The following is a 21,192-nucleotide window of genomic DNA, read 5'->3' on the forward strand; positions in this document are numbered from 1 at the left end:
AGACAACGGAACCGGAGGAAACCCAGGAGGCGGAACGGGAACAGACAACGGAACCGGAGGAAACCCAGGGTGCGGAACGGGAACAGACAACGGGACCGGAGGAAATCCAGGAGGCGAAACGGGAACAGATAACGGTAAAGTTACTGAAAGTACAACGAATCAAGTAGTACATCAAAAAGCAGAAGTATTAACAAAAAATATATCTAGTGTATTAATAAAAGAAGCAGTAGATACAGTCGAAAGTTATCAAGGTTTAATGAGCCTTTACGAAATGTATTATGGGATTGATTTAAGAACGAAAGATGTAGGTCCTAAGTTAGAAGAGGGAAGTTTAGATGCAATTGCGACGGATCAATCTTTGTACTACGTATTAAATAAACAAAGTTTAATTGATTTAATTTCAAATCTTGTTTCATCAAGTATTACTACAGAAATAAAGCAAGATATGTCAGGTTTAAAACAAAAAATAAACTCTTATCAACAATCTATTACTAGTGCGGATCAAAATTCTATGCTACTAGCGGAGAAATTAAATGGAACGACGCAACAAGCAACTAGTATGAATGAAAATTTAGGAGAGTATTTAAAAGGTTTAGCGAAATGGCGTGAGAATAGCTTAAAGCTAGTTGAAGAGCAGCAAGTATTAACAACAAATCATGCTGGTGAGCAAACAGCTATTTTATCGTTAGATTCTGGTATTAAATCATTAATGATGCAAAGTCAGTCATTGGTCGAAAGTTCGAAGCATAGTTTAGCAACTTCAGACGATGTATATAAAACATTTGATCAAATTAATGGACAAGCAAAAGAAATTCAAGACAGCGGAACGACAATTGTTTCAAAAGCTGATCTATTATTAAATGACTTTACGAAGAAAATGGAAGATGATAAATCATTCTCCAAAAACTTTACGAAAATTTTAGCGAATAGCCGTATTGGAGATCGTCAAAATGAGATGCTATATGACTTTTTAGCTAGTCCAGTTCAAAAGCAAAATGATGGAGTAATTGTAGCAGGAAATGCTTTTACACCGTACTTAATTGTATTAACTTGTTTCATTGTTGCATTATTTACAGCATACGCAATTGCGAATCAAGAAAAGAAACGAATGCAATCAGATCATTTTGAAGAGAAATTCTCATTAATTGATATGAATGTACCAACTACAGTAGTAGCTTTCGGTATATCAATTGTGGAAGGGATTAGTATAGGTATCATTTCTGGGCGTCTTTTAAAGTTCGGTCAGGATCAAAGTTTACTATGGATTGCGTTCATCACATTTATTATGATGGCGTTTGTATTGGTCTCAACCTACTTATTACGACAAATAAAAATGGTAGGAATGTTTATACTATTAGTATTTTTAAGCATGTACCTATTTTTAACTGAGGCAGTTGGAAGTAAAGTAGATCAAATGTCGTCTGTCGGAAAGATACGTCAATTCTCACCGCTTCAGTATATAGAAAGTTTTCTAAATGATTTTATTAGTGGTAAAGATACTGGGAAAGTTATTTTTGTCGTATTGTTTGTAATTGCCATTATTGGATTGGTTAGTAATCTATTTGTATGGCATAAGAAATGGGAGGAAAAAGAAGTAAATGATCAAACAATGGAGCATAGTGGCTAAGTTATCATTTCTCTCTATCCTTTTACTGTTTGTCGCGCTACCGATAAGGAGCGCGGCTGACAGTTATCTTGGTGATGATGGGAAGATTAAGTTTAAAGTGGATCGACTTGAAGAAAGCGACCAAGAAAAAAATAAAAAGGAACATAAAGAAACAGAATTAGATAAAGCATCGATTGAGTTATTTAACAAAGATATTGAGGAAGAAATTGAGAAAAAGAAAAAGAAAGAACAAAAAGATATGGAAGCTTTGCGAGATTCTCTTTTTACAAAAACAAAAGAGAATAATAGTGTTAAAGATACGAAAAATAGTTTGTTTAGCAGTGAATACATTGTCAGAAAAAGTGCAGATGAAGTAGCGAGTAATGAAACAATGAATGAAGAGCCAATTAGTATAACAATAATATTATTATTTGGCGGCGGCATTCTACTTATTTGCATCGGTATTTATACAGTTCTTCGTAAAAGTTGGAGGTAAAGCGATGGCAATACAAACACATATCAATGTGACAGTAGATTTTAGTAAATGGAATGGAAATACATATGATTTGCGTATTCCGAATCATCAATCTATTAAATATTTATTAAAAAACTTATTAGATACGCTAAAGATTGATAATCATGAAGGTTCACATTTTGTAATTAAAGTGAAAAATAAGTCAATTGTTTTAACAGATAATGATCGTTTAATTGATCACCAAATAACAGATGGAGATATTTTGCAAGTTTTATAAAGAATATTTTTTACTTTTAGTTATTTGAAAATAAGTTATTACGGGTTATAAAGAAAAGGAGAAGAGGATAAACATGACGGAAAAAATAATTCAAATTGATGCAATGAACTATCAATTTCAAATAGAAAAAGAAAATTGGAAATTGGAGATGACCAAATCTCAAACACGTATAAAAGACTTCCGTCAATTCGATATAATTACGGGCGAATCATCTGAATTTGTACCATTAACAATAGAAGAAACGGATGATATGTTTACGTTTCTATATCAAGTAGATAAAAAATTATATAAGTGGGACGATCTTAGCCGTTTTGGAAGAAATGAGAAATTAAGACTACTTCGGAATGTTGCGCAGTTTCGTAAATATTTAAATAAACGAATCACGTTCTTTTTACATCCAGACAATATAGTTTTTAATGCTAATTTAATACCAAGTATTATACATAGAGGAATTCGAGATATTGTTCCGCCAACCCCGTTATTAGAAGAGCAATTTTTAACACAATATAAGTGTCTAATTATTGCTTTATTCTCCCAAAAACATAACTTTGATGATTTGTATGCTGGGTTACTAAAAGATGCAAAAGAAACAACATTTGAACAGACCGTTGCTCAAATGGAAAGCTTAGATGCATTACTGCAGTTTCTTGATGACAGCTTTGAGAAGGAACAAACAAAAACAGAAAAAAATATGCAGTTAGTACCTAAAAAAAGCTATAAATCGTTTAAATACTTAGCTTTTTCCTTCATAGCGGCGACAGTTATTTTAGCTGCTCCTTTAATATATTTCACTTTTATAAAATTTCCTTACCAAAATAAATTGTTAGAAGCAAATGCAAGTTTTATAGCAACTGATTATGACAAAGTCATTACGCAATTGAATGAAGAGGAGTTTGAATCATTACCGATTGCATCTAAATATGAGTTAGCATTTGCATACATTACAGCTGAAAAACTAGGTGAAGCTCAAAAGAAATCAATTATGAAAAATATTAGTTTGAAAAGTGATGAAAAGTATTTGCTGTATTGGATGTATAACGGAAAAGGTAATTTTGATAAATCATTAGATTTAGCTAAGACACTTGATGATCCTCAGCTTATTATGTACGGCCTTGTTAAACAAATTGAATCACTGAAAAATAATCCAGATTTATCAGGGGAAGAACGTGATCAAAAGTTAAAAACATATGAGCAACAATTAGATGAATATAAAAAGAAATATGGCAATTCATCAAACGATAAAAATTTGTCGGACACAGAGAAAAAAGAGTAAGCAATTGATGAGACAGTTGAAAAGGAGCAGTGAACACGGATGGAGCAACTATTAGTATTGACTTATGGAGACAAAATATATAAGTGCACATTACATCCAAATGAGCAATCAATAGTGTCGATTGGAAAAGAGTGGACAAATGATATTACGAATCCAAGTTTAGAACAAGAAGTAGAGTTAAAGTGGAATAATGAAGTAAATGCTTGGATGGTACAGGATCAATTAATAGAATTCAATAAGGAAATTGAGATTGGGAAAACAAGAGATGTGAGCTTGAAAATCTTTATATCTATTGTTGGCACAACTAAAGTGTTTGATATTGGAACGAAACATTCTCTTACAGTGAGTCAAAACGATTACGATGATATTTCTATTACCGGGACTAGTGTAGATTTAATGCTATCTCGCGAAACGTTGTACGATTCTTTTAAAGTGAACGTGTATGGCGGGGATGTATTTCATAATTATACGAAGTTAAAAGATAGCGTTATGTTGGAATCAGGAGACGTATTATATTTTGATGGTATTTTATTGGAGATTGGTAGTGAAGACATTCAAGTACTTTCTTCAGAAGATAAAGTGAAATCTGCGTTACCTATTTTAGTAGAATCAGAAAAGAATTATCAAAGTGGTTATCCAGACTATCATCGTTCACCACGTATTATTTACCGTGAACCAGAAGAGAAAATGACAATTGCAAAGCCTTCAAGTATGCCATCAAAACCAACGGAGCATTTAGCAAGAATCATTGCACCTTCACTTGTCATGATTGTCGTAACTGTATTACTTGCTATTTTCATGAAATATGGAATGTTTATTATCGCATCGATTGCGATGACATTAGTAACAATCATTGTTTCTGTCACATCGTATATTAAAAATTTGAAGCAATATAAAGTCGACATTGTTGAACGAGATAAAAGCTATAGAGAGTATATAAAACAAAAAACGAAAGATTTACATGCAGAAAGTGAAAAACAGCGTCACGCATTACATTATCACAATCCAAATGTAGAAGTAATACGTAATATGGCAGTTCAAGTAAATCCTAGAATTTATGAAAAAACAATGTTACATCATGATTTCTTAACATTTAGCGTTGGAACAGGACAAGCTAATACGAGTTTTGAAATTCAATTTAATGAAGAAGAATTTAGTCAAACGAAAGATGAATTAATCGATATAGCACGTGAACTAAGACAGCGTTATCTATCATTGGAAGATGTACCAGTTGTAACAGATTTAATGAATGGACCAGTCGGTTATATTGGCCAACGCTCTTTAGTGTTAGAGCAATTACAATTATTAGTTGCACAAACGGCTTTATTCCATAGTTATTATGACTTGCAGTTTATTACTATTTTTCCGGAAGAAGAAAAAGAAAAATGGGATTGGATGCGCTGGTTACCTCATGGAAGTGTTCGCGATATAAATGTACGTGGATTTGTATACCATGATCGTAGCCGTGATCAAGTGTTAAATAGTTTGTATCAAATATTGAAAGAACGAAAATTAAAACTAGATGAAAAAAGTTCTACTAATGAAAAAATGTACTTTGCACCGCACTATGTCGTTCTCATTACAGATGAAAAACTAATATTAGACCATGTTGTTATGGAATTCTTTAATGATGATCCGAGTCAATTAGGTGTATCACTTGTATTTGTACAAGATGTTATGCAAAGTTTACCGGAGCATGTGAAAACGGTAATAGATATAAGAGATGCAAAACAAGGGAACATCATCTTAGAGCAAGGAGAGCTTGTTAACCGTCAATTTAAACTAAATCACGTACCGAAAGGGTTCAATTTAGAAGATATTTCACGGGCATTAGCACCATTAAATCATTTGCAAAACTTAAAAAATAGTATTCCAGAAAGCGTAACATTTTTAGAAATGTACGGCGTTGAAAAAGTAAAAGAACTGAATATCACAAGTCGTTGGGAGAAAAATGCAGCGCATAAATCTTTAGCTGTACCACTTGGATTACGTGGTAAAGAAGATATCGTAAACTTAAACTTACACGAAAAAGCACACGGACCACACGGATTAATAGCAGGTACAACAGGTTCAGGTAAATCGGAAATTATACAATCGTATATTTTATCTCTAGCAGTCAATTTCCACCCGTACGAAGTAGCCTTTTTACTAATTGACTATAAAGGTGGCGGTATGGCGAATTTATTCAAAAACTTACCGCATTTATTAGGAACAATTACGAACTTAGATGGAGCACAAAGTATGAGAGCGCTCGCATCAATTAAAGCTGAATTACAGAAAAGACAACGATTATTTGGTGAAAATGATGTAAACCATATTAATCAGTATCAAAAACTGTATAAAGAAGGCTTAGTAAGTGAGCCGATGCCGCATCTATTTTTAATTAGTGATGAATTCGCGGAATTGAAGTCAGAACAACCAGAATTTATGAAAGAGTTAGTTTCAACAGCGCGTATCGGTCGTTCACTCGGGATCCATTTAATATTAGCTACGCAAAAACCAAGTGGTGTTGTAGATGATCAAATTTGGAGTAACTCGAAATTCAAACTAGCACTAAAAGTTCAAAATACGTCAGATAGTAATGAAATCTTAAAAACGCCAGATGCCGCTGAAATTACATTACCAGGACGTGCTTACTTACAAGTTGGGAATAATGAAATTTATGAACTATTCCAATCAGCCTGGAGCGGAGCAGACTATGTAGAAAACAAAGAGGATAAAGAACATTTAGACGCAACAATCTATGCAATAAATGATCTAGGACAATATGAAATATTAAGTGAAGACTTAAGTGGACTTGGTAGCAGTAAAGAAGTAATAAGCGTACCATCTGAACTGGATGCTGTTATTGACTACATTCACGATTACGCAGAAATAAATGAAATTGAAGCGTTAGCTAGACCGTGGTTACCACCACTTCCAGAAAGCGTATATTTACAAGACTTACACGCTATTCAGTTCAAAGAAGCATGGACGAAAGAAAAGAAACCATTACAAGCAACAGTTGGTCTACTAGATCAGCCTGAATTACAATCACAAACACCATTAACACTAGATATTGGTAAAGACGGACACGTAGCGGTCTTCTCAAGTCCAGGCTACGGAAAATCAACATTCTTACAATCAGTCATTATGGATGTAGCTCGCCAGCATAGTCCGGAGCATTTGCATGTGTATTTATTAGACTTCGGAACAAATGGCTTAATGCCATTAAAATCCTTACCGCATGTGGCAGACATCATTACATTAGACCAAGTTGAAAAATGCGAGAAATTTCTTCGTCGCATAGAAGACCTATTAAAAGATAGAAAGCAATTGCTAAGTAAATATGGTGTTGCGAGTCTTGAAATGTATGAGAGAGCTAGTAAAGAAGTATTACCAACAATATTAATTACGTTAGATAACTATGATGCTGTTAGAGAAGCTGGATTTGTCGAAGACTTTGAACGCATTATTGCACAAATTGTACGTGAAGGGGCAGCAGTAGGAATTCATTTAATGCTTACGGCTACACGTCAAAATGCATTGAGAGTACAAGTAAATACAAATATTAAACTACAAATTGCTCTATATATGATAGATGAGGCAGAATCTAGAGCTATTGTAGGAAGAACAGAGTTAAAAATTGAAGAATTAGCAGGCCGTGGTTTAGTTAAAATTGACGAACCAACAATCTTCCAAACAGCTTTACCGACAAATGGAGAAGATGTCCTTACTCGAATTGAAAATATACAAGCTGAAGGAAAAGAGATGGATTCCTTCTGGGATGGAGAAAGACCGAAAGCAATTCCTATGGTACCTGAAGTTCTAGAATACAAAGAATTTATTGCATGGCCAGAAACAAGAAGAATTATTGAAGCAGGCAAACTAACATTTGGTGTAGAAACAGAAAGCGTTACACCTCTCGAATTAGATTTAACGGAAGCGTCTAATATTGTTGTAGGGGGAATTAAGAAAGATGAAGTTGAAAATGTAGTTCATCAATTCCTTCAACAGTTAGCAGACAGTGGACACTTTGACCTAGGTTTAATTGATACAAGAACACGCAATTTCTCAAACTATAGAGAGAGCGCTGCTTTATATGTAGCTGAAAAAACAGGAATTGAGAAAACGATTAAACAAGTTACAAATGCTTATAAATCGAGAGAAGCGGCGTTTAAAGAGGAGCAGGAAGCATCAAGTGAAACAGTGAACCCAGCTGAATTTATTAAGAAATTTAAGCCGATTGTAATCGTAATTGCAGATGTAAATGATATTTTAAGTAATTTAGAAGATAGCGATATATATAGTTTAGCGGAATTAATAACAAATGGTGCATTTATGGGCATCCACTTCGTAATTGGCTGTGATGTTGATTCAATTGACAGTCGATACGACTTAGTTTCAAAAACAATAAAAACGCAATCTCATGTTATTTTACTTAGAAAATCATCAGGCCAAATGGTCTTCGATGTATCTAATAAAGATTTAAGTAGTACAAAATTAAATCCATTTGAAGGGTATTTTGTTGAAAATCGTTTTGCCACTAGAATTAAAGTGCCAACTATTTAAGGGGGGATTTGCATGGGGATAGAGGAATTAAATAGTCAAAAATCTGGTTTATTAAGTAGTATAAGTCATCAACAAGGGCAATTGGCTGAATTACAAATGAAACTACGAAGGCTAATAACTGCTAAGGGGAAATTTGTAAATAATCTTGAAGCAATTAAACAAAATCAAGAGCAATTTAAGTCTTTAGAAATAAACGAGAGTAGTTGGAAAGGGCAAAGAGCAACTACTTTTAAAGAAACGTATGAACAACAAGTCATTTCGAATTTGGGGAAGTTTATCGGAGAACTAGGGAGAGTGCAAGAAGACATCAATCAAGCCATACGGCGGCTTGAAAGAGAAATCGCTACATGTGAGTCTAGTATTCTTTCTCTAAGTAGAAGTGTTTCAATGGTTGACGCTAGTATTCAAGTAGAAGTACAGAAGGCGGGGAAATGATAAATGGGGGAAATTAAATTAAATAAAGGGGTATTTGATGCGAAAGTAAGTGATTTGAAAAGTGGTGCTAGTGATTTAGGGAAAACGAAATTTAATGATATGAAGTTGAGTCGTACGAATTTGACTAGATTAACTCAATTTTGTGAAGCAATCGAAATGTTATCTCAAAAGGTGCAGCAATATGAACAGTTATTAGAAAATGATTTAAATAACATACAACAAGCCGGGGAGAAAATAGTCGAACAAGATGAACAACTTGAAAAAAGTTTAAGCAGCATTCCGGGCCATTAATTTTGAAATAGGGGGGATGTAAGGTGGACAAAAATATTGAATTACAGGAAGTGAAAGAACTTCAAACGCGCTTTAATTCAAATGTTGAAGAGTTAAATCAACATTTCGAATCAGTATTACAAAAAATAATGGGTGTTACACAAATTAGCTCTTTTCAAGGGAAAACAGCTGATGGAATTAAAGGGTATTTAGCCATGGTTCATGGGAAAATTATTTCTAGTTATATGGAATCAGCTGAGTTATTAAAAGGTCAATTTCAAAAAACAGTGGAGGATTTCAGTTCTACGGTTGACAGTGATGCAGATGTCAAAATTTACGGAATTTATTTGGATGATGTAAAGAAAAGAATTAATGGATACAATGAAGGGTTTAATCACTCTAATGACGAAGCGAGACAAACGGTAGGATCCATTAGTGATATTATTGCAATTCAATATCCATCATCCTCAGGAATTACGGAAGGATCTGTAAAAAGCCAAAAAGAAATTAGTGACACGCTTGAAAAGTTAGAAACTTATAACAGTCAACAAAATGACCTGCAAGCGTTTCGTGAAATGATGCATGCATTAGACAGTGGAATGAATCAAATACGAACTAATAGTGGAGATTTTTCTAGTAGTTCAATAGAAAAAATTATGTCTAGCAAGTGGTACGGAACCATAAATAATAGCACTACGGGGGGGAGTAATGGAAATTCAGGAGATGGATTGAGCATTGGAGATATTCTTTTAATGCTTGCAACGAAAGGAACAGTTATAACTGGAAAAATGGGATTCGTATTAGGAGCATTAAATTTTGTTCAAAATGCTAAACCTAAACGTACTGATCTTATTGATATTCAAAAAGGTTTCTTAGCGAATGGAAAAATCGCGAATACATGGAGTAAATGGCTTAAAGGGGTAAATTCAGCGTTCTCTGTAGCAAGTTCTAAGAGTCTTTTTGGGAAAGGGCTAAAGGAAATTCCATTAGTCGGGAAGGCAGTTACAACTATGGGGAAAGTTGCACAAGAATTTTCCACAATTGAGAAAGTAGCTGCAAAAGTAGGGAATTTAAATCACTCATTACCTGAGAACAGTATTAAAGCAATTAATGTTCCAAAACATATAATAAAAAATTTGAAACCTTTTGGTATACCGGCGGTATTAATAAACTCTGCATTTGAAGTAGGTGAACTTCATACAGCTCTTAAATCAGACAAAACCGGGGTTGAGCAGGCAACCGACGTCACTTATTCTGTAGCAAAAGTTGCAGGTAATACTTACTTTTCGTGGGCTGGAGGTGTAGGTGGTGTAGAAGCGGGAGGTGCATTAGGTACACTAATTTGCCCTGGTATCGGTACTGCTGTTGGAGCTATTGCAGGTGGAATAATTGGAGCTACTGTAGGAAGTACAGTGTTTAGTAAAGCATTTGAATATATTGCACCACGAAAAAAAATGAAAGAATATGCATCGAATTTTACAAAATCTATAAAAAAATGGTTTGAATAAACTTATTAAAGAAAAGAGGGGAATAAAAGTCTTTTAACTAGACTTTTTAACAGTTATGGAAAAAAAATATACGTTTTCTTTAGAAGAATTAGCATTCCTATTAAATTATAAAGATAATCAACCCTTTGCCAAATCACTATTACAAATAGTTTATGATGAGCTTAAAGAAACGGAAACAGAAAAGATCTTTTTAACAGCAGCACATTCCTTATTAGCAAGGAATTTACTAACATTTGATGAACAAAAACAAGAAGTATTCCCAAAGCCTGATGTAGAAATATTATTTAATATTTTTAATCGTCCATCTATTTCTATTTTATTGCAAAAAATTGATTTTCAAAATGATATAACAATCACTGGTAATATTTATAATCAAGGTGACTTTAATATTTCATATCAAAGTACGAATGGAATTGTACATACAATTAAAAATTTATCAGATTATGAATTGTATGCAGAAGCAAAAAATCTATTGCAAATTGAGATTGAAAAACAAAATATAAATATTGATTTAGAAGAAACTTTACCAAATCATGTAGTACAAGAAATTGGTAATCTTATTACTTTGTCTATTGAAGAGGGGAAAAATATTTTAATTGAGAACGGTGTAAAACCTTCACATGCAGAAGTTTTCCTAAATGATATAAAAACAACAAAAAGTATATACAGTGTTATGCGACTTGATACACAAGACAAAGGTGAGGTTATTTCAGATAAAGGTTTCTTTATTATTGAAACAGCACATACACAATGGATATTATCTCATTTAGAAGATAGTACTATATTTGATTTATCACAACTAGACGATAATAGTACATTTACTTTATCTCAATTATCAAAAGGGAATTTTGAAAATGGAATGAAAACATTATTTATAAGTTAAATAGTAGAGAGAGGAATGTAACGCCTTGGATAAAGATCCTAAAACTGCAAAAACAGAAAAAGGTTTATTTGAAAGTGTAATAGCACCTATTATTGTCGGGATTATGTTTATTTTTTTAATTTTATATAAAGTAGCAGAGTTTCTGGGGAAATGGCTCATTATCTTGTCAATACCGAGCTTTATTGTTACTATGTTTATTTTTTTATATCAGAAAGAATATGGAGGTGTATTGGTTGGTGGGATAGGCTTAATAATAATGCTATCGATGTATTTTGTGTTTGTTAGAAAAAGTAAAAAGGGTTAATTCTATGTTGCAAACTAAAAAAGCTTTTTGTGTGGCGTTAAATTTATCTACAAAAATATAATTATTACATGAACGAAGTGAAAATAAAAAAAGTCTATTAAAAGACAGATAATCACCTATTATTTGTGGTTGATTATCTTCTTTTGTCTGTATATCGGTTTGGCTTTTAATCATTATTTAAAGTATGTCATACACCCTACTGTCCAGCTATACGTATCTGATCTCAGCCCGTTCCTTCATTTTTTATCTTAGAAATAGCATGGGCAGAAAGAGCGATAGTTTAAACATGTCGGGAGATTAAGTAGGAGTTACATGATGATAGGATAAATCAAGAACGTGTTGTGATGTAGAGGCACAAATCAAAATAGATTTATAATACCGAAATTAATAGGAGAATCATATGGAAAAATATTATATTTATGAATCGAAAGTTAAATTAATCAGAAGGTTTTTTTTATTCGTTGTAATTGAAGTTTTGTTGCTTATTTTTGTTATATTCACTTTCTCGTCTGAGGAAGCTTACTATGTAAGGGGGGCTATAGTTGGGATCGGTGCATTAATCATGTTAGTTGCTTTGTGGAAAATATTTAAGAAGATTATGAATAGAACACCAGTAGCCATTTTAGAATCAGAGTATATTACGGTTATTAATGATGCTAAATATCCTGTGAAAATCGCTTTAAAAGATGTAAATAGTATTTTACCCTATAAAATTCGCAGGCAGTCGTTCTTAGGAGTTTTGATAGAGGATGATGTTGAAGAGCAATATATAGCTTCTTTACCAACGAAAGCGCAACGGATGTATCGAATTAATAAGCGTACTGGATTTGTACCGTTTAATATTCATATGAACTTATTAGAAATAGACAGAGAAACATTAGTTGCTAAGCTAGAAGAATATCATATGAACGTTTTAGCTCCAGAAGATGAAGCGCAGTAATATAATAGGAGCAGTAACTTGATTTCATTTTTGAAAAATTTTTTATCTGTTATAAATGAAGCATCTCAAAAGAGATAGTTTTGAATAGTATAAAGCTATATGGTGCCAATAGAACCTTCTCTTTTCATGTAAATGAGAAGGTTTTTATTTTAAATCTACATGATTTAAGTAAAGGTAGTTAAAGGTGGGAAACTTGGATGTGGGATATAAAAGAAGAAGATTTAGATGAATTTAAAATTACATGTAGAAATCGTTTAAGTCCTGAGGCTGCTGTAGGTTTTATGTTAGGTTCAATCATATACACCTCATTAATAATGTTAGGTGTAATTTATGGTTTGGTGAAATTTGGTTGGTCCGTATATCCTAGTTTACTAGATGAAGCAATTATTAAAATAGAGTTATGTTTGTATAGCATACAAATCATTTTTCTTATTGTATATTTATTTCCCAAAACTCGTTTTAAATTGCAAAAGTTACAAGCTATAGTTATATTGCTATATGCACTTCAACTTGCGACTATAGGATTTGTAACAGTAGTTGTTTCGAGTATTTTCGGTTATTCAAATGATCGTGTTACATTGACTTATGGAGCCTTATTATTGTTAGGAGCCTTTATTATTCATATTTTTACAACAATTAATACCTTTAAGCAAGCTAGCGAAGGCGCATTTAGTAAGTGGGAAAATTCAGTTTCATTTTTTAGTAAGACAAAAGATTTATTAATGATTGCCTCTATACTATATGTATTAACTCTCTTAATCTTAATTTATATTAATAATGATTATACGATGGGGCAAATAGGTTGGTATGCCATATTGACCCTTATACTATATTCGGTAGCCATAGGCGCAGCTGAATTCCAATTATTAGCCTATTGTAGATTTAAATTTCCATCATTTTATATTTCGTGGGAGGAACATGAAAGGGAACGTCAGAAAAGACTAAAGCTTTATGAAGAGAAGGAAAAAAGAAAACTAAAGAAATAAAATAAGTTTTGTGTCGAAATGAGGAAAGATGAATGCTTAAAATAAAGGAAGAAGATTTAGGTTTTTTCAAAATTGAAAATAAAAATCGATTAAGTCCGGATTATATAAGAATCTTTTGTGGGGGAGTTTTTGCATATACTTCTATACCCATGCTTATTATGTTTTTAGCTTTTTTGTTGAACGGTGACAAGATTTCTCTAAATCCTTTTGAAAAGATAGTTGTACAAACTGAGGTTAAGTTGTATGTTTTGGAGTTCATTTTTTTAATATTATTCATGTCTAAAAAGATTGCTTTTAAATTACAGAAACTACAAACAATCGTAACTGTATTTTATGCTTTTCAGTTAGCGACATTACCTTTCATAGTTATGGTTGTTGAAGGAATATATGATTTTCCATGTGACAATAAAACATTGGTTTATATCGGTTTAATACTATTAGGAGCAATCTGTACCCACATTGTAGCAACGATCGATGTTTTTAGAAAAGCAAAGCATGGAGGATATAAATTAGAAGGACCGGCTGTCTCATTTTTTACTAACACGAAATTATATTTATTGATCGGAATAACGATCGGTGTAATAGTTCTACTTGTATTAATTTTTTTAAACCTTAATTATACATTTGATGAAATGGCAATTTATGTGACACAAACAATAATATTATATATATTCGCTGTAGTATCAGCAGAATTCGTCCTATTGGTGTATTGTCGCTTTAAATTTCCATCATTTAATATTACGTGGGAACAACATGAAAAGGAACGCCAAGAATTTATAGCAAATAGAAAAAGAATAAGAGAGAAAGAACAAAAGCGAAACAAAAACTGAAAAGAAAGTTATAAATGATACTCGTAAACTTATATTGAAGATAGAATGAATACATTATTCATAAATTAACTAGTAAAGGGAGGAATGTAATATCTTGAATAAAGATTCTAAAGCTGTAAAAAAAGAAAAAGGTTTATTTGAAAGTGTAATAGCACCTATTATTGTCGGATTATGTTTATTTTTTTATACCAGAAAGAATATGGAGGTGTATTGGTTTGTGGAATAGGCTTAATACTAATGCTATCGCTGTATTTTGTGTTTGTTAAAAAAAGTAAAAAAGGTTAGTTTAATATGAAATACCAAAAACATTTATTTACTCTCAGTTTGTCTACAAAAATAGAGTTATTACATGATTTTAGAAAAGATGGTGTAATTATATGTGGAATATAAAAGAAAAAGATTTAGATGAATTTAAAATAACATGTAGAAATCGCTTAAGCCCAGAAGATTCTATGGTGTTTATGTTTGGAGGAATAGTTTATAGTTCATTATTCATGCTTTTTATTTTGGTAGCATTAATTAAGATTGGCTGGGGTTACTATCCAACTCTCTTTGACAAAATAATTGTTAGTATTGAATTAGTGTTATATGGTTTGCAAGTAATCTTTTTCATTCTATATCTAATTCCAAAAGCTCGTTTCAAATATCAAAAGTTGCAAGCATTTGTGATATTATTATTTGCATTTCAGCTAGGAACTATAGGATTCACATTATTTATACTTCCAGAAATTTCAAATTATTCAATTGATCAAATTACATTATTGTATGTGGGTTTATTATTCCTAGGAGCAGTTTTTGTTCATCTGGTGACAACGATTGATACCTTTAAACAAGCAGAGAGTGGAGCATTTAGTATGGATGAAAGAGCAACTTCATTTTTTAGTAAAATAAAAAACAATACAATGATTGGTATTACGATATATGTACTAACCCTTCTTATTTTAATTTATTTTCATAATAATTATGAAACAGGGGTTTTAGTGGGGTATATGGCAGGAACCCTTGTAATGTACACAGTAGCCATAGGTGGAGCAGAGTTCCAATTATTAGCCTATTGTAGATTTAAGTTTCCGTCATTTTATATTTCGTGGGAAGAGCACGAAAAGGAACGTCAGAAAAGACTAAAGCTTTATGAAGAAAAGGAAAAAAAGCAAGCCAAAGAAATAAAATAAGTTTTGATTTCTGAAAATTCGAACGGAATATATAAACAATTAAGGATTGTATAAAAATCGATGCTATTAAAAATTAAAGTATCTTCAATATAATCTGTATGAGTTAATAAATACCGGTAAGTAAAGGTGAACTATATTACTATCAAAATGGGAATGTAATGAACCTAAAAATGCCTAGAGAAATCAAGGGGGTGTCAGTATGAAGTTAAAGAAGAAAGCTAGGATGATGATAGTTCTGTTAATAGTATCAAGTTTATTAAGTGGATGTAGTTTTGGGGAGACGAAGATAGATTATAAGCCATTTGTCAAAGCTTTGGATGAAGGTGACATGAGAAAGGTTATGTCTGCGAGTGATGATGGGTATGCGTATGTGAAACAAAGAGGTATATATAGTACATATGAACAAAAGGAAGATGGAGAGCATAGAAAAACAATCTATCAAACTTCGGAAGGGATATATAATACGAAAGATAAAAGTTTATATGGAAGTACAACACAAGCGGTTACTTCAGCAGTAGACAGCAAAGATAATAAAAAAGAAGGTGTTTATCGTACCAATATTATGTATAAAAATGGACAGGTGAAAAGTCCGGATTCAAATCTGGATGTTTCATACGTAAACTTAATTGTTAATCGTTTAAAAGGAATAGGGAAACTAAAGATGAAGCCCGGAGATGATATAAAAAAGTTTGATCAACCTAGTACAGTTGGATACAAATTAACTGAATTAGAGTTTCAGAGTATCATTAATGATAAGTTGAAAATACAATATGATGAATATGATGGTGGATCGATTGTACTGCATATAGATTCTAAATATGGTTCAGAGCAGATATTGGAAGTAAGTATTGTAGTGGATTATAAGAAGAGGAATGATGAGGGCAAGTTAGTAGAACACATATCGCAAATACATACATCTTTTGATAGTCACCAAGGTAATAATCAGGATGCGAAACAGGAATATATTGATTTTAAAGCACAGTATAATAAGAAGCAGTAATATTAAGGAGAGCATTTGCACGTAATGATAATAGCGACATAAGTGGAATAAATGTTTCATAAATATAGTGGGAAGAATTTGAGGATAAACGCCCCAATTGTTGGAGTAGATGCAACAATTGGGGCGTTTATCTATCTAAATTTAGCTTGAATACATAACATGTTTTAGTTAGAGTCATTGCTCCGCAAGTAGCTTCTTTCTCTTCATAATAACAGTATGAAATTGTGTATAATCTGCTTTTATTGTTAAGTTATAACTATTTCTGCTTATAAAGTACCCCTTATTATCGATACATCGTCCACATCCCAATGTCTTTAAATCCTAGACGTTTATAAATTCGTCCAGCAGCTGGATTGTTATAAAATAAACAAAGTGTTCGGCCTTCTTTCGTAAAGTCTTGAATCATTTTTTGTAGTATGAGTGAAGCGTAGCCATTTCCACGATAATTCGGGTGTGTACATACACCAACTACCATAGCGGATAATGAATTTTCAGCAGAAGTAGAGGCGGATGCGATGATTCCACCGTCTTTTTCAATATAATATGTACGTCCTGTATTTGTTTCGATAGCTTGCCTTAAAATTTTTTCTGATTCATGAGCAGTCGGGAATTCATCGATGCTACTTCTTAATTGCATAATTCGATCTACATCATCTATTGATGCAAGTTTAATCGTTTCATGAATAGGCGTGTCAGGTAAGTTGTTGCCATTTAGACATTCACAAAAATACATATCACTTTTGACACCTAGTTGAATAGCAGGAGAAGTTTCAAATTTTTTTACGATAGTTGACTTACCAGATAGTTTAAGCGGCTTATACGCTGAAAGAAGTGCCTCATAATCAGTGGTAACAAAGTCTTCTTTACTATAGGGTATAAATGAATCGTGGAATCGGAGTAGAATTGATTTTAATGTTCCATTCTCTTTAAATACTCCCCATAATTCTTGAAAATCTGTGTCATAACCGAAAGCTTCAATATCTCCAATAATAAACAAGTTAAGGGCTGCTTCTTCTTTTAGATAAGCGAATACTTGTTCATGATCTTTCTTTGTTAATTTTCGCATCATAACGAATCGACCTCTTTTTTATTTTTCTAAATATTACAACTTAAGTTTTTTGAAATCAATATAAAATTTTATGTTTAGTTCACAAACTTTCGGAAAAACTAGGAAAGATATGACAAAGGAGGTTATGAACGGTGGATCATCCAATTCAAGGGTTAATGAAAGCAGCAATGGAAAATTTAAAAGAAATGGTTGATGTAAATACGATTGTTGGAGAGCCTGTTCAAACGGCTGACGGTGGTGTGGTGTTAACGGTTTCTAAAGTAGCGTTCGGTTTTGGAGCAGGAGGTTCTGATTTCCAAACGAATGATGGACAAAGAGCGAACGGTAACGCTGCATTTGGTGGCGGTAGCGCGGGTGGTGTTTCGATTACACCAGTAGCATTTCTTGTGGTGAATAAAGATGGAGTAAATATTCTTCATCTACAAAATGCGACACATTTAGCAGAAAAAATGATTGAATTAGCTCCACAAACAATTGATAAAATTCAATCGATGTTCCAAAAAGAAGAAAAGAAAGAGGGAAATCATCATCCTCAAAACCCAGATGAAATCCTTTAAAAACGCCTGCTTATGAGCAGGCGTTTTTTCTTGTAATCACTATGTAATAAAACACATGAAATTGTAAATAGTTTTTGAAGTTTTTTCTATGTTTCTAAAATTTTTCATGTTAAAATATGCTATAGAATTGAAACATATAAAACGAAGGTGGCTAGGTGCTTTGTCTGGAGGATCTGACCAAGTAAAGAATATGATATATATTAATGGTAATCGTCGAGGTCATTGTTTTATTACATCAGGAATTACGTTTAAAGAGTTTGCGAGTAACATCCCTTCACCGCTTCATCAAGTGTTGCTTTTGAAGCACAACTTTGAATGGACGGATTTTCATTATCATACTTTATTTGAATATGTTGAGGAAGAAAATATACATAAGTTAATTCAAGCAGAGATTGATGAATTTGATGAATTTTGTTGGGTAGATTTTGATGATGCAAGCGATTTAGATGAATTAGAGCCGAAAGAAATTGCAGAATTATTATATTTGGCTCACAAAAAAGAACCACTTGCAAGAACATTCTTTCCGCTGTTGAAAAATCGATTTGTTTATTTTTCACATGATGACGGATGGTACAACAAAGTGTATTATCGTAGAATTGCTGATTTTGTAGGAATGTTAAGTAAAGTCATTCCGTATAAACTCGGTGCTTTCGGTAAGAAACGTTTTTCTTTCTTCCAAAAATCAAAAATTTTCCCAGCAATTTCAAAAGAATTGATCATGGGACTGATTCCACTAATGGAAGATGGTCTTTACATAGATCTAGCAGGGAAGATTGAGTCAAGAAGAGGTCTTGAAATTCCGGTATATGTAGTTGGTTCGTATGAAAGTACGGATGAGGTGTTAGATAATATCGATGAATTGAAAGAGGAAGCAACAGAAACAGGTTGGCTCATTTTTGATAAGAAAGAACAAGAGTGGCAATGGGTTGTTGACTAAGAAAACTTGGCGTATGAAGTCAAGTTTTCTTGTCATTTGAAAGGAGTACAAATGAAGAAATATTATACAATTGTGGGTATTATAAGTATTATTCTCGTGGCAATATTACTTATAACTTGTCCTAAAGAATCAGATTTTAAAGTGTATGTAGAGGATAAGTATGCGTTGAATTGTAATGAGAGTAGTTTTGAATGCACGCAAAATGTAGATGGTAAAAAAGAAAAACTACAATTTGAAAGTACAGATGCACGAAATGGTGTATTCTTTATGACTGTAAAGCAAACATTTAAAACAGAAGCTGGTGTTTCAAAAGAATATAGCGGAGTAGGAATGTTTGGTACATTTCTTTTTGTTTCAGAGAAGACTTTCTAGTAATAGAAGGTCTTTTTTTTATGCTTATGTTCATATAGATGAAGTAAGACAAGCATAGGAGGGATAGCGATGAAGAACACATGTATCGTTTGCGGTGGTGAGGAGTTTTTTTCCTCAACGTTATATGCACGTACGAAACAAGATTGGGCATATGCACCAAACATGTATCGATTTGAAAAAGTATTTATTGAGCATCGAGATGAAGAAAATTATCCAGTGTTTCAAGAAATTACAGCGAAACATTGTTGTGGATGCGGTCATATTATGTTGTATCATGAATGAACACACCAAGTATAACTTGGTGTGTTTTTTTAAAACGCTGACAAAGCAAGCGGATAAAGTAAAGTAAATAAAACAGAAAAACTACCAAAACCAATTGCTGTATATCCAAGTGTTCTTGCTCCGAAATTGACAGCTAATAGGCCAACTAAAATTGCTAGGGAGCCGAGCGTAACTGGATAAAAAGCAATGGAGAATAACGAAAGAAATAAAGCGACATAGCCTACCATTGTGCCGGTATTTGTACCTTCTATCTCATTTGCAATTTCTTTACGCTTATGTCTAATTGGAATGCCAGCTGGTGATATTTCAGCAGCATACTCTTCGTTTTTTTCACCACTTTTAAAATGATGATTTCTCTTTCTTCGCATGTACATCCCTCTCTTTCAATTGGGTGTATCTATAGTATCTTTCAAAATGAGAAGAGCATGAGTATGAGTTAAACCCAAGTAAAGCAAAAATTGGAGAATACGCATTCCATCGTTAACATATCCATCTCCTATTGAAGATAAAGTGTGGGATTTTTTCCACTAGGACTGATTATCAGCCAGCAACAATTGGATTTTTATGAGCAGTTCTCTCCCATTAACTGATCCGCATCCATTGAATTTTGAGGAAGGTGTCTTACTGCAAGCGGGATAAAACAGGAATTTTGGAAAATGATGTAGAATGAAATGAATGATAATACGTGAAGGTAGGGGAATGTATGACGAAATTTAATTGGCACGAGTCAGCGGAGAAGAAATGGGATAGTAGCGCAGAGTTTTGGAATCAAAATAGTCAGGAAATGTGGGACAGTGGTAGCAGAAGTACAATTATTCCGTTTTTTGAACAATACGTGAAGAAAGAAGCACAAGTGCTCGATGTTGGTTGTGGTGATGGCTACGGTACATATAAATTAAGTCGCGCAGGCTATAAAGCAGTGGGAGTAGATTTATCGGAAGTGATGATTCAAAAAGGTAAGGAACGCGGAGAAGGACCGAATTTATCTTTTATAAAAGGAGATCTTTCTGCATTACCATTTGAAAATGAGCAATTTGAATCAATTATGGCAATTAATTCTTTAGAATGGACGGAAGAGCCATTAAGAGCGTTAAATGAAATAAAGCGTGTGTTAAAGAAAGATGGATATGCATGTATTGCAATTTTAGGACCGACAGCAAAGCCACGAGAGAATAGTTATCCTCGCTTGTACGGAAAAGACGTTGTTTGTAATACGATGATGCCTTGGGAATTTGAACAGTTAGCGAAAGAACAAGGTTTTAAAGTTGTAGATGGCATCGGCGTATATAAGCGCGGAGTAAATGAGAAGATGTTAGGTCAACTACCTACAGATTTGCAACAATCGTTAACATTCTTATGGGTATTTATGTTAAAAAACGTATAAAGAAATGAAAGAATTTTTAGGAGGTAAATAAGTGCAGAAAATACAAAAAACTGATACAATATCATCAGAACCAATTAAAGG

The 21,192-nt window shown here is 32.9% G+C and carries 21 protein-coding genes and 2 pseudogenes; 21 read left to right on the forward strand and 2 right to left on the reverse strand.

Annotated features, from left to right (window positions below):
* From AC22L0_RS06475 to AC22L0_RS06550, 16 genes and pseudogenes are all read left to right on the forward strand, one after another.
* Nucleotides 1-1,627, forward strand: a pseudogene (locus tag AC22L0_RS06475) (type VII secretion protein EsaA); the annotation flags it as partial.
* The gene (essA, locus tag AC22L0_RS06480) at nucleotides 1,599-2,102 is read left to right on the forward strand and encodes a type VII secretion protein EssA (RefSeq protein WP_000595658.1); all 504 of its coding nucleotides are present in this window, start codon (nucleotides 1,599-1,601) and stop codon (nucleotides 2,100-2,102) included. The pseudogene AC22L0_RS06475 and the gene essA, both read left to right, overlap by 29 nt.
* A 4-nt stretch (nucleotides 2,103-2,106) precedes the next feature.
* Nucleotides 2,107-2,358, forward strand: coding sequence for an EsaB/YukD family protein (locus tag AC22L0_RS06485; RefSeq protein WP_001007571.1), 252 nt, complete (start codon nucleotides 2,107-2,109; stop codon nucleotides 2,356-2,358).
* 73 nt (nucleotides 2,359-2,431) lie between these two features.
* Complete coding sequence (gene essB, locus AC22L0_RS06490; RefSeq protein WP_000136611.1) at nucleotides 2,432-3,631, forward strand: type VII secretion protein EssB; 1,200 nt, start codon at nucleotides 2,432-2,434, stop codon at nucleotides 3,629-3,631.
* A 39-nt stretch (nucleotides 3,632-3,670) separates the two neighbouring features.
* Nucleotides 3,671-8,182: a type VII secretion protein EssC gene (essC, locus tag AC22L0_RS06495; protein WP_087967963.1), complete on the forward strand. Its 4,512-nt coding sequence runs from the start codon at nucleotides 3,671-3,673 to the stop codon at nucleotides 8,180-8,182.
* A 12-nt stretch (nucleotides 8,183-8,194) separates the two neighbouring features.
* Complete coding sequence (locus tag AC22L0_RS06500) at nucleotides 8,195-8,617, forward strand: YwqH-like family protein (RefSeq protein WP_487272173.1); 423 nt, start codon at nucleotides 8,195-8,197, stop codon at nucleotides 8,615-8,617.
* A gap of 3 nt (nucleotides 8,618-8,620) precedes the next feature.
* A complete protein-coding gene (locus tag AC22L0_RS06505; protein WP_003193397.1) occupies nucleotides 8,621-8,908 on the forward strand; it encodes a TIGR04197 family type VII secretion effector in 288 nt (95 codons plus the stop codon).
* A gap of 23 nt (nucleotides 8,909-8,931) precedes the next feature.
* A complete protein-coding gene (locus AC22L0_RS06510) occupies nucleotides 8,932-10,395 on the forward strand; it encodes a T7SS effector LXG polymorphic toxin (RefSeq protein ID WP_087967961.1) in 1,464 nt (487 codons plus the stop codon).
* A 55-nt stretch (nucleotides 10,396-10,450) separates the two neighbouring features.
* Nucleotides 10,451-11,278, forward strand: coding sequence for a hypothetical protein (locus AC22L0_RS06515; protein ID WP_003193393.1), 828 nt, complete (start codon nucleotides 10,451-10,453; stop codon nucleotides 11,276-11,278).
* 25 nt (nucleotides 11,279-11,303) lie between these two features.
* Nucleotides 11,304-11,582 carry a hypothetical protein gene (locus tag AC22L0_RS06520; protein ID WP_003193391.1) on the forward strand — a complete coding sequence of 93 codons (279 nt, stop codon included), beginning with the start codon at nucleotides 11,304-11,306 and terminating at the stop codon, nucleotides 11,580-11,582.
* A 400-nt stretch (nucleotides 11,583-11,982) separates the two neighbouring features.
* Entirely contained in the window at nucleotides 11,983-12,522 is a 540-nt protein-coding gene (locus AC22L0_RS06525; protein WP_003193390.1) for an STM3941 family protein, read from the forward strand.
* Nucleotides 12,523-12,719: 197 nt separating this feature from the next.
* Nucleotides 12,720-13,508 carry a hypothetical protein gene (locus tag AC22L0_RS06530; RefSeq protein ID WP_006923827.1) on the forward strand — a complete coding sequence of 263 codons (789 nt, stop codon included), beginning with the start codon at nucleotides 12,720-12,722 and terminating at the stop codon, nucleotides 13,506-13,508.
* Nucleotides 13,509-13,540: 32 nt separating this feature from the next.
* On the forward strand, nucleotides 13,541-14,338 hold the full coding sequence (locus AC22L0_RS06535; RefSeq protein WP_006923828.1) for a hypothetical protein: 798 nt from the start codon (nucleotides 13,541-13,543) through the stop codon (nucleotides 14,336-14,338).
* 94 nt (nucleotides 14,339-14,432) lie between these two features.
* Nucleotides 14,433-14,623 (forward strand): annotated as a pseudogene (locus AC22L0_RS06540) (hypothetical protein).
* A 92-nt stretch (nucleotides 14,624-14,715) separates the two neighbouring features.
* Nucleotides 14,716-15,510: a hypothetical protein gene (locus AC22L0_RS06545; protein WP_140160757.1), complete on the forward strand. Its 795-nt coding sequence runs from the start codon at nucleotides 14,716-14,718 to the stop codon at nucleotides 15,508-15,510.
* A 199-nt stretch (nucleotides 15,511-15,709) separates the two neighbouring features.
* On the forward strand, nucleotides 15,710-16,510 hold the full coding sequence (locus AC22L0_RS06550; protein ID WP_087967959.1) for a DUF3952 domain-containing protein: 801 nt from the start codon (nucleotides 15,710-15,712) through the stop codon (nucleotides 16,508-16,510).
* Nucleotides 16,511-16,793: 283 nt separating this feature from the next.
* Here AC22L0_RS06550 and AC22L0_RS06555 read toward each other — a convergent pair whose 3' ends face one another.
* Complete coding sequence (locus AC22L0_RS06555; RefSeq protein WP_086389014.1) at nucleotides 16,794-17,579, reverse strand: GNAT family N-acetyltransferase; 786 nt, start codon at nucleotides 17,577-17,579, stop codon at nucleotides 16,794-16,796.
* Between the two features lie 131 nt (nucleotides 17,580-17,710).
* Between AC22L0_RS06555 and ytfJ the strand changes: the two genes are divergently transcribed.
* From ytfJ to AC22L0_RS06575, 4 genes are all read left to right on the forward strand, one after another.
* Entirely contained in the window at nucleotides 17,711-18,136 is a 426-nt protein-coding gene (gene ytfJ, locus AC22L0_RS06560) for a GerW family sporulation protein (RefSeq protein ID WP_000349986.1), read from the forward strand.
* Nucleotides 18,137-18,296: 160 nt separating this feature from the next.
* Nucleotides 18,297-19,073: an oxalate:formate antiporter gene (locus AC22L0_RS06565; RefSeq protein ID WP_000014087.1), complete on the forward strand. Its 777-nt coding sequence runs from the start codon at nucleotides 18,297-18,299 to the stop codon at nucleotides 19,071-19,073.
* A gap of 51 nt (nucleotides 19,074-19,124) precedes the next feature.
* On the forward strand, nucleotides 19,125-19,445 hold the full coding sequence (locus AC22L0_RS06570) for a hypothetical protein (protein ID WP_000761171.1): 321 nt from the start codon (nucleotides 19,125-19,127) through the stop codon (nucleotides 19,443-19,445).
* Nucleotides 19,446-19,514: 69 nt separating this feature from the next.
* Nucleotides 19,515-19,727, forward strand: coding sequence for a hypothetical protein (locus tag AC22L0_RS06575; RefSeq protein WP_000798747.1), 213 nt, complete (start codon nucleotides 19,515-19,517; stop codon nucleotides 19,725-19,727).
* Between the two features lie 29 nt (nucleotides 19,728-19,756).
* Here AC22L0_RS06575 and AC22L0_RS06580 read toward each other — a convergent pair whose 3' ends face one another.
* Nucleotides 19,757-20,095, reverse strand: a complete 339-nt coding sequence (locus AC22L0_RS06580) for a hypothetical protein (RefSeq protein ID WP_001253202.1) — start codon at nucleotides 20,093-20,095, stop codon at nucleotides 19,757-19,759.
* 335 nt (nucleotides 20,096-20,430) lie between these two features.
* Here AC22L0_RS06580 and AC22L0_RS06585 point away from each other — a divergent pair, with 335 nt between their 5' ends.
* A complete protein-coding gene (locus tag AC22L0_RS06585) occupies nucleotides 20,431-21,111 on the forward strand; it encodes a class I SAM-dependent methyltransferase (protein ID WP_087967957.1) in 681 nt (226 codons plus the stop codon).
* Nucleotides 21,112-21,192: the final 81 nt, after the last annotated feature.

The sequence above is a fragment of the Bacillus sp. LQ01 genome, from assembly GCF_057624735.1.